The 10,498-nt window shown below is 36.1% G+C and carries 9 protein-coding genes; all 9 read right to left on the bottom strand.

Annotation, left to right across the window (positions count from 1 at the left end; translation table 11 throughout):
* Window positions 1–249 precede the first annotated feature (249 nt).
* Window positions 250–1,080, bottom strand: a complete 831-nt coding sequence (locus tag GGR10_RS04260; protein ID WP_182480052.1) for an outer membrane protein — start codon at window positions 1,078–1,080, stop codon at window positions 250–252.
* A gap of 146 nt (window positions 1,081–1,226) precedes the next feature.
* On the bottom strand, window positions 1,227–2,045 hold the full coding sequence (locus tag GGR10_RS04255; protein WP_182480051.1) for an outer membrane protein: 819 nt from the start codon (window positions 2,043–2,045) through the stop codon (window positions 1,227–1,229).
* Window positions 2,046–2,918: 873 nt separating this feature from the next.
* Window positions 2,919–3,176, bottom strand: coding sequence for a hypothetical protein (locus tag GGR10_RS04250; protein ID WP_182480050.1), 258 nt, complete (start codon window positions 3,174–3,176; stop codon window positions 2,919–2,921).
* Between the two features lie 881 nt (window positions 3,177–4,057).
* Window positions 4,058–4,678 (bottom strand): ribonuclease D, encoded by a 621-nt coding sequence (locus GGR10_RS04245; protein ID WP_182480049.1) that lies wholly within the window; start codon window positions 4,676–4,678, stop codon window positions 4,058–4,060.
* Window positions 4,650–6,065, bottom strand: a complete 1,416-nt coding sequence (locus GGR10_RS04240; RefSeq protein ID WP_182480048.1) for a M20/M25/M40 family metallo-hydrolase — start codon at window positions 6,063–6,065, stop codon at window positions 4,650–4,652. The genes GGR10_RS04245 and GGR10_RS04240 overlap by 29 nt, the downstream gene beginning before the upstream one ends.
* Before the next feature lie 71 nt (window positions 6,066–6,136).
* Window positions 6,137–7,015 (bottom strand): bifunctional DNA-formamidopyrimidine glycosylase/DNA-(apurinic or apyrimidinic site) lyase, encoded by an 879-nt coding sequence (gene mutM / locus GGR10_RS04235; RefSeq protein WP_182480047.1) that lies wholly within the window; start codon window positions 7,013–7,015, stop codon window positions 6,137–6,139.
* Between the two features lie 809 nt (window positions 7,016–7,824).
* A complete protein-coding gene (locus tag GGR10_RS04230; RefSeq protein WP_182480097.1) occupies window positions 7,825–8,664 on the bottom strand; it encodes a cell wall hydrolase in 840 nt (279 codons plus the stop codon).
* Window positions 8,665–8,969: 305 nt separating this feature from the next.
* On the bottom strand, window positions 8,970–9,692 hold the full coding sequence (gene phoU, locus GGR10_RS04225) for a phosphate signaling complex protein PhoU (RefSeq protein ID WP_182480046.1): 723 nt from the start codon (window positions 9,690–9,692) through the stop codon (window positions 8,970–8,972).
* Between the two features lie 20 nt (window positions 9,693–9,712).
* Complete coding sequence (gene pstB / locus GGR10_RS04220; RefSeq protein ID WP_210268771.1) at window positions 9,713–10,471, bottom strand: phosphate ABC transporter ATP-binding protein PstB; 759 nt, start codon at window positions 10,469–10,471, stop codon at window positions 9,713–9,715.
* Window positions 10,472–10,498: the final 27 nt, after the last annotated feature.

Genomic DNA, 10,498 nt, shown 5'->3' with positions numbered 1-10,498 from the left:
CTGCTTGAGCTGCAGATGCTGAAACTAAAGCGAAAATAGACGCTGTTATTACACATTTCATATTCATAATTTACTCCATAGCTAATGTGTGAATATGTCAACTTGTATAAACTACTTTCGCTAAATATCTGTAGTAAAAATAACACAACCCTCAATTAAACGCTAAGAGTTCTATTAAAAATAAATTTATCAAGAAATAAAGGCCCTGCCAAAGACAGAGCCTTTAAAAAACTTAAATCTTACAACAAATTAGAATTTGTATGCTACACCAACGCGGAAATCATTGGTTTTAACATCAACTTCAACGTTGTCATTGATAAATGACTTTTTACCAAAGTCTGAGTAACGGTATTCCGCACGTAATATAACACTGTCAGTCATTGCGAAGTCAACACCGGCACCAAGAGTGTATCCAACCAATGTTTTTGAACCTGACAAGTCTTCAAGAGCTGTTTCTACGCTTGCTCCTTCAGCTCTTTGTGCAACTGAAGCTTTAATTTGCGAATAAGCAACACCACCAGCAACATAAGGCATAATACGGTCAAAGGCAAAACCAAGACGAACCCGTGTAGCACCAGACCATTTAGTGTTAAAAGTAACATTTCTAGTTACATTAGAAACTGATGCGGTTTCTTCAATTTCTTCTTCTTCTTCTTCAAGATCTTCACGCGCTGCGAATCTTGCCTCATCATCAGTCTGAGCCAAAGCGTAGCTTCTTGATGCTTTAGCTTTTTCTCCAGACCAAACGATGTCTGTGTCAACACCTAAAACAAAACCATTGCCGAAATCAACGTTAGAACCTGCGTAAAGACCCCCTACAAAACCTGAAAATTTAGGAAATGCTTTATTGTTGACAAGAATCTCTTGTGTTGCACCATAAGTTTGTGCCGAACTGCTGTTACTTGAAAAGCCACCGATCTGACCACCAAGGTAAAAACCTGTCCAAGAAAAAGCAGGAGCAACAACAACCTGTGGCAACACTGGTGTTGGTCTTTCCTGAACTGGCATATCTGCTGCTTGAGCTGCAGATGCTGAAACTAAAGCGAAAATAGACGCTGTTATTACACATTTCATATTCATAATTTACTCCATAGCTAATGTGTGAATATGAAACTTATATAAACTACTTTCGCTAAATATCTGTAGCAAAAAAGACACACCTCTCAATTAAACGTTGAGAGTTTCACTAAAAATAGAATTCTTTATCAATTAATCTTAACAAAAAGTTACAATTTGTATGCCACACCCACACGCAAGTCATGGGTGCTATAACTAACGTTTACCGGACTCTCCATAAATTTCTTTTTACCAAAATCTGAATAACGATATTCCCCACGAAGAATAACATTATCACTTACTGCAAAATTAACCCCTGCACCAAGAGTATAACCAATCATCGCCTTTTTTTCTGCCATTAAATTTAAAGGATTTGCTGAATTAACTAAAAACCAGGGGGTAATTTGAACCTTTGTATAAGCAATGCCGCCGGCAATATAAGGCATAATACGATCAGCAGCAAAACCAATACGAATCCGTGTGGCACCAGCCCATTTCTCTTTACGAGTAGTATTATAAGTTACCTCATCGCCCACTTTAACCAAGCCAGATTTTTTGTGCCCAAAACGACTAACGAGTGCGTTATGTACACGAGCTGATTGATCACCTACAATCATCCGCTTACCAAATTGTACATTCTTTTGGTTAGACCAAACGATGTCTGTATCAACGCTTAAGATAAGGCCATTATCGAGCCTAAGGTTGGAACCTGCGTAAAAACCACCTATAAAACCTGCAAGATTATGCTTATCACTCGAAACTATTTGAGATTTTTTTCTAATAGTATTTTTACCAGAAATAACACGAGAACTTACAGAAAGTTTGCCCAATGCCCCACCAATTTGCCCCCCAAAATACAAACCTTCCCAAGAAAAAGTAGAAGGAACAAAAACTGGTATTGGTTCTTGAATAACCATATAACCGGATGCTCGCACAACAGAAGTTGAGAATAAAGTAAGAGCACATATAACAATAAAGCATCTTATCATAGATCGGTCTCCATAATATGATTCAAAATGTATTTTATAATATTTTATTTCAATTATCTATAGAAAAATAATTCTCGGCTCTTCATTAACAAGAGGACACATATTATAGAAATGAGTCTTATTAAGTTATTTTTTTGTTTATTATTGGTAATAATCGACTTAAAAACCTGCCAACAGCAACATAGTCTAAAAAGATAGCGATAAATAATAGAAAGATATTTCACTATTTGACAAAAAACGTGACAAGCATTTCACTTAATAAAACCAATAAATAATAAATTCAGCATCTTATTAAATACATAAAAAGTTTTATATGTTTGAAATACTATATGGTACTGTATTGTAACTGTTATGTATGTCCTTATATTATCTAATAAATCTTTTACCGAAGCTCCATCAACCTGTTCACCACAATACCGTACCTCCCCCTTAAATAAGTAGGATAATAAATAAAATTGGCTTTTCTAAATAAGCGCACCGTTAAGAATAGAGACACAACTTTAACGTCTCAATACATGAGATTCATAAGCTACAATAGCCCAGTAATCGTGTAGCACTCTCGTAAATTTAAGCTTCTGTTCAAATGTCTACCGAAATCCAAATGCTCATTTACACAAATAACAATCGTTCAGAATCAACCACTCTCGCCGTCCAGCAAAACATAAATAAATGACGCCTTTCTGCCATCCATTAACGACTAGAAATAACCCAATCATCCATTTCTATGGATTGACTAAACTTAAAATACTACTCTGAAATCCCAAATAGCTAAAACGCAAACAAAACCAGATAAGGTGCAGAAAAATGCAAATACACTCACCTCACTTTCTATTACTCTTGTTCAAAACGTCACTGAAGCCGTTTCATTATTAACTAAAAACTCAATGAATGCCTTCTAAACCACGATGAACGCCGTGATCTTTTATTTGGTGATATCTTATTTTTATTGCCTCCATCGTTTTTAACTAAAGAAACTACACCCTGTCCATAATTCGTTGTCCATTTATTGTGGTCAGTACAAGAAATATTTAGAAAAGCACCATTCGTAGTATCACTATCCTGCTCACCAAAATGCAAATCTGTAGAAGCAAAAATGTTGGCAACATCCTGTGTCAATCCTTTCACACTCATAAGACTAGCTCCCTGGACTGAAGAAGTTGAACCAAAAGCGAAAAAAAATATAAATCCGAAATGTTTTATGTTCATAGATTGACCTCCATACAAAATATCCAAAACGGATTTTATATATAATCGCTTCACTCCAAATATCCATAGGAAAATTAAGAAAAAAGTGAAAGATTCATCAAAATAGGTTATTAAAAAATATAATCTCTCATAAATGAAGATTGTGCATGGTGCATACCAATATAAAAAATTGATTTGGCAACCAATCTAAAACCTCGTTTTTTTCAAATTTCTTTTTCTTGAAATTCAAATATTAATCTTTTGTACGGGATGATAACTTTACCGGCTATTGAATATTCAATACCAAGGATATAACCAAGAAACACCTTATACCCACCCATTACCCACAATGGACTTACAGTGTCTTTCACGCATCTCAAATTAAAAATACCTTAAAACTATACATAATCACGCCTTCACGATATTAGGTATTAATGCGTGATTAGGAGTTAAATAAAACTGCACACTAGTTATTTATTACTAGCCCACTTCTTTAGAAAAAACACCACCCATAGCTATAGCGCCAACGACAACTCTTCTTAGAGATACCTATTTTGACCTTCAACGTATATCAATAGCCCCTTACTTCTATCTACTGCTATACCCCTATTTTGTGTCTTTTGGTCTCACATAAAGGCATATCTTACAATAAAAAGAGCACATATGTGTGATATAATTTTCAGATCAAATAGATTGATTTATAAAAGCTGTTCTATAAAATTTTTCAAAAAAATATTAAGAAAAACAAGAAAATAAAAAATGCCCGTAAAATACAGGCATTTTATTCTATTAACTTTTTCTGCTTAGATTAAAAAAAATTTTTAAACTCAGCTATGTGCAAAAATATCAGTCTCTGGCCATCCTAAAAGATCGAGTTTTGCTCTCGTTGGTAAAAATTGAAAACACGCTTTTGCAACATTTTCTCGCTCTTCACGCTTTAAACGTGTTTCAAACACACTTTTCAAACGATGTAGATATAAAACATCAGATGCCGCATATTCAATTTGTGCACGCGACAAAGTTTCTGTCGCCCAATCTGAAGATTGTTGCTGTTTAGAAATATTAATATTCAGCAATTCGCTACAAATCTCTTTCAAACCATGCCGATCAGTATAAGTGCGCGTAAGCTTTGATGCAATCTTTGTGCAAAAGACAACATCTGGCATAATTCCAAAAGTATGCGCTAAAATGGCAAGATCAAAACGCCCAAAATGGAATATTTTGGTAATTGCCTTATCTTCAAGCAATTTGACTAAATTAGGAGCGCTACTTTGCCCTTTAGCAATCTGTATAATATCAGCAGTGCCATCCCCAGAAGAAAGCTGAACAACACACAAGCGATCACGATATGGTTGTAACCCTAAAGTTTCAGTATCAACCGCAATAGCATCAACGTGATAATTATCTAAATTTGGCAAATCACCTTGATGAACACGAATTTCTGTCATTTATTCTCCTATTTGCAAAAGTCTCAAGAATACGCGCCCAAGACCGCTGTCCTTTATGAAATGACTTTAAATTATATTTTTCATTAGGTGAATGAATACGATCATCAGCCAATGCAAATCCGACCAAGACACTTTCCATACCAAGAATTGATTGAAAGCTTCCAACAATTGAAATTGAACCACCCATAGCAATTAATAAAGCAGGATTATTCCATTCTTGTGTTAAAGCATCCTTTGCTGCCTCAACAAAAGGTGAATCAGGAGATAACTGAACAGCTGAATAAGCACCATGGTCTTTAAATGTAACTGTACAATCTGCTGGAATAAGGCTGCGCACATAATCACGAAAAGCCTGACGTATTTTTTCAGGATCTTGTTTATGGACTAAGCGAAAAGAAACTTTTGCACTGGCTTGAGAAGGAATAACCGTTTTAAACCCTTCACCTGCATAACCCCCACTAATACCATTGATTTCCGCTGTAGGACGAGCCCATACTTGTTCTAAAATACTACGCCCCTTCTCACCAGCAGCAACAGAAAGACCAAAGGGACGAAGCAACGCTTCTACACTACTATTAAGTTTATTCCATGATTGCAAAACTTGTGGAGGTGTTTCTTCTACACCATCATAAAATCCAGGAAGGGTCACCCTACTATTTTCATCATGAAGCCCACCCAAAATTTTAGTTAAAATACGAAGAGGATTGGCTACTGCCCCTCCAAAAGCACCAGAATGCAAATCACATTTAGCCCCCGTGATAATGATTTCTTCTGTTAACAACCCCCGAAGACCGATACAAACTGAAGGTGTATTTGCATCCCACATTGGTGTATCGCAAACAAATGCACAATCAGCCTTAAGCTCATCAGCATTTTCTTTTAAAAAAGGAATAAGTGAAGGAGAGCTACTTTCTTCTTCACCTTCCAATAAAATAGTGACCTTAACAGGAAGCTGGCCTGTTTCCTTCTTAAACGCACGACACGCTTCAATAAAAGTCATAAGCTGACCTTTATCATCTGAAGCACCACGGGCACAAATAATCTTTTCTCCATTCTGTTCTTTCAAAGAAGGTTCAAATGGATCATCGTGCCATAAATTTAAGGGATCGACTGGTTGAACATCATAATGCCCATAAAATAGGACATGCAAACAGTCATCCGAAGGCCCTGGGTGATGCCCAACAACCATCGGGTGGCCAGGTGTATCACGGCGTGAAGCTTCAAAACCTATAGTTTTTAAATCTTCCACCAACCAATCAGCTGCTTGACGGCATGAATCCTTATAAGCTGGATCTGTAGAAATTGAATGAAAACGTAAAAGAGAAAAAAGACGTTCAAGACTCTTATCTATATTTTCATCAAGATGTGTAAGCACTTTATCAAGCATAAAAATCTCTCCATTTTAATGAAAGTCATTCACGACTTTAAGCTTATTGTAAGATTTTGCAAGATGTTTATTCATTTCTGACACTTTGGGCAGTAAAAACTTGAGCGCCCAGCCTGCAAAATACGTACAATAGGCACCTCGCATTGCAAACATGCCTTTCCTTCTCGTCCATAAACCGAAAAATTGTGTTGAAAATAACCAAGTGAACCATCTATATGCACATAATCACGTAAAGAAGACCCACCAGAAATTATCGCTTCAGAAATTACATCACGTATATTTTGTGCTAGACAATTTGCCAATTCGTATGCACGCGCACTTTTTAATGCCAATGTAAACGCGCTACGCTGTGGAGATAAACGGCTACGCCAAAGTGCTTCGCAAACATAAATATTCCCAAGTCCTGCAATAATAGACTGATCAAGTAAAGCCATTTTAAGAGATGTTTTTTTATTGATAAAAGCCTTTTGCAAATAAGAACCAGAAAGCGCATCCCCCATAGGCTCAACCCCTAATTTTTTTAAAAGTGGGTGCTCATTGAGCCTTATTGTGTCTACTAAAAGTATAAAACCAAAACGACGGGTATCATTATAAATAATATGATAAACTTTACCATTTTTTGCTCTAACGTCCATTATAAAATGATCATGTGCAACTAATTTGCCCATAGAAAAAGCATACTCTTTTTTTAAAAGCTCATCTTCTATGCGCCATGTTCCTGACATTCCCATATGACCTAAAATTGTTTCATTTTGCGAAAGATGAAACAATAAATACTTTGCACGTCGATTAAGTTCTATAATCCTTCTGCCAACAAGCTTCTTAGAAAACTCTTCCGGAAAAGGAAATCGCAAATTTTTACGATTAAGTGTCACAGATATAATTTTTGCACCAGTCAAAACTGGTTCAAGCCCACGACGAACTGTTTCTACCTCAGGAAGTTCCGGCATTTATCTTTCTAATATATGACGCATACTCAAATAAAATATTCCTAAAATTCATTACATTAACTCAATTGTTCCTAACAAAACAATAGGAACTGCCATGCTAATTTGAGTAAGACTACCTATGTTGATTACCCCTTCCCAATTACCCAATCAATATAAAGCATATTTTTATAGTTACAATATATTGCAATCTTTTTCACTATAAACAATGCGCTACTAAAAAGCATTTGAAAGAACATTCTCTAAAGCAACGTAACGTGCAGCATTTTCATCAACAAGGTATTATAAAAACAAACCTAATAAGCAAAGAATGCGAAACAAGAGCAATCTCACTCCAATCAACTAACATTCTCATTATTTGGAATAATTTTTTGACTTATTAAAGCATGTGCAGCAACGATACATCTCACTTCAAAACCTACTTAACATTATCAATCAATACTCTTCTGACAGAAAAATAGTCTTATTGAATGTATAAAATTTCTAGCCTTATAAATATGAGGAAAGTTTAGCACTTCTTCAGCCAAAATATGAAGATTATAAATAACGCCATTTTGCGTGATAGAAGCCTCTGCGCTCTCTTAACATCTGTTAAACAAGCAATTAAATCAGTATTTTACTCTGTAAAACGCAAAACAGCAAAATGCTATTTACAAAATCATAATCAAAACAGTCAGAACAAGGCCTTGCCTTTCTCATAACTTAAGCCACCCTCCTACCGTAACTTTTGCAAAATGATAAGGCATTTCACGCAAAATTACCGCATGAACGCCACAACACATCATTTACAGCCCTTTTAAATTATGAAAAAATTACCGGGTTCTGTATTGTTTTTCTAACATTGCAACAACTGTATTTAACTTATCCAATGATGGCGCAGTATATGCTATAATTGGCGTAGTTTCCTGTGTCTTAGCAATGCGATTAGGTGCAGGTGTAGGAATAGGAACCATGTCAAGTTTTGTAATAACAAAAGGTACAGAATTAACTTGCGCAACTTCTATTGAAGCAGATGCTATTTGTATTTCTTCTACTTTTGTCCCCTTGTTCTTTAAGCCCATATCTATGAAATTTGGTACATTGCCCTGATCTTGGGCAAAAGCAAAAGCAACATTATAAGGACGATCATTCACAGGAACTTGAAGTGATCCATCACGCGCCCGCTTCTCATAAAAAGCATTGCCTCCGGCAACACGAACATAGTGCATATTCTTATAAGGAAAAGACAACCCAGCGGTATGAAAAAACATAGCGTTTTTACTCTTCTTATCCCGTTCACCACGTAAAACAGCATCTGCAGCCTCTTTAACGCGAGCAACAGATGCTTTCTCAGTCATAGGACGTGTTAAAACACCAGGAGCAAATTGTTTGGGCTGACCAACGACCCCGCAAATCGTTTTCGGATAAGCACTTGAATTAACACGGTTCATAACGACCGTTCCGACTGCAATCATTCCCTCACGGCTTGAACGATTTGATTCAAAATACATCGCACGCATAAGACATTGACGCTCTGTCAACGAAGGTGTCGTCACTTTAATGACCTGATTATTGGATACCTTCTTAACGTTTAAATGATTTGATGTGCACCCCACAGTAACTAGCGGTATTATAGAAACAGCTATACGTACAATCCATCGATTTTTTTTTATTTTATACAGTAGATTCATATGTTTTCAAAACATTCAAATTTTAAATAAGTTTTAAATATGCAATTAAATAACACTATACTGTTAATTATTTACCTATCAGTAAACCCTTAACATATAATAGGCACTAAAAGAGATTTACACGAAAAAATAATAAAAAAATCTTAATTTAAAGCACACCTTATTCCTTTAACTATGCAAATCAATCAATCTTTCCATTTTTTATCATTCAATGTACTTACTGATCTGCATATCTAAGGCTAGATTATCCATTTAAATATCATATTTTGCAAATATGATTTAAAACTTCAATCTGCTTTCTTATCGCCTACTCCAACTGTATACGTAAGATCATCACGAGGACGATCAAAAGACATATGATGACCCGTTATAATATAATGCAGCGTTTCAGCAATATTGGTAACATGATCACCAATCCGTTCAATACTCTTTACACAAAAAAGCAAATGCGTACAAACCGCAACATTATGTATATCCTCTGTCATATAATTTAAAAGCTCACGAAAAAGAGAAGTATATAAAGCATCAATTTCATTATCACGCTCGCGTACCACATCAATACGATCTAACAAGCGCTTAGTATAAGCGTCCAGCACTTCCTTTAACTGATTGAGCGCCAAAATCGTAATCGTTTCAAGTTTACAGTAAAAAGCCTCAGGTTGGCGTATTTCTGAAATAGCAGCTGCCCGTTTAGCAATGTTTTTTGCCATATCCCCAATTCGCTCAAGATCAGAAGAAATGCGAATAGCTCCAACAATTTCACGCAAATCAACAGCCATTGGTTGGCGTTTACAAATAATAGTAATCGCTTTTTCATCAATGTCGCGTTCTGCTTCATCCAAAAATAAATCATCAGCAATAACCGCAGTAGCAAGCTGAAAATCATCATGAATAATTGATGCTATAGAGCGCTCGATCATTCTTTCTGCGCAACCACCCATTTCCACAATTTTTTCTGCTAAATATTTTAACTCTGCATCATAAGAACGGACAGTATGGCTTGTAGGCATATTTTATACTCCTAAATTACTTACCCAAAACGCCCTGTAATATAGTCTTGCGTACGTTGTTCCTTTGGTGAAGTAAATATTACTTCAGTTTCATCAACTTCCACCAAATGCCCCAAATGAAACATAGCCGTGTATTGAGAAACACGTGCAGCTTGCTGCATCGAATGTGTTACAATGACGATTGTGTAATCTTGTCGTAACGAATCGATAAGCTCCTCAATACGTGCCGTCGCAATCGGATCAAGAGCTGAACATGGTTCATCCATTAAGATAACTTCAGGATTCACAGCAATAGCACGCGCAATACACAAACGTTGTTGCTGCCCTCCTGACAAACTTGTTCCTGGTCCATGGAGACGATCTTTAACTTCGTCGAATAATCCTGCTTGCATCAAACTTTTTTCAACCACATCATGCAATTCAGTACGTGATTTTACTAAACCATGAATACGTGGTCCATAAGCAACATTGTCAAAAATGGATTTTGGAAAAGGATTAGGCTTTTGAAAAACCATCCCCACACGTGCTCGTAATTCTACAACATCAATGTGCGAATCATAAATATCTTCCTTATCTAAAGTAATCAAACCTGTTACTTTAGCACCTTCAATCGTATCATTCATACGATTAAAACAACGTAAAAAAGTTGACTTTCCGCAGCCTGAAGGGCCGATTAACGCAGTAACTTGATGCTCAGGGATATCAAGAGTAATACCGTGGAGTGCTTCTTTACCTCCATAAAAAACCTTAACATCTTGACCACGCATTTTGACCTTCATTGTAGACCTAACCTTATCTTGATGTAC

The organism is Bartonella chomelii, assembly GCF_014138465.1.
GTDB classification, from domain to species: domain Bacteria; phylum Pseudomonadota; class Alphaproteobacteria; order Rhizobiales; family Rhizobiaceae; genus Bartonella; species Bartonella schoenbuchensis.
Note: the sequence above shows the minus strand (reverse complement) of the source record. Positions and strands in the feature narration are given on the sequence as shown.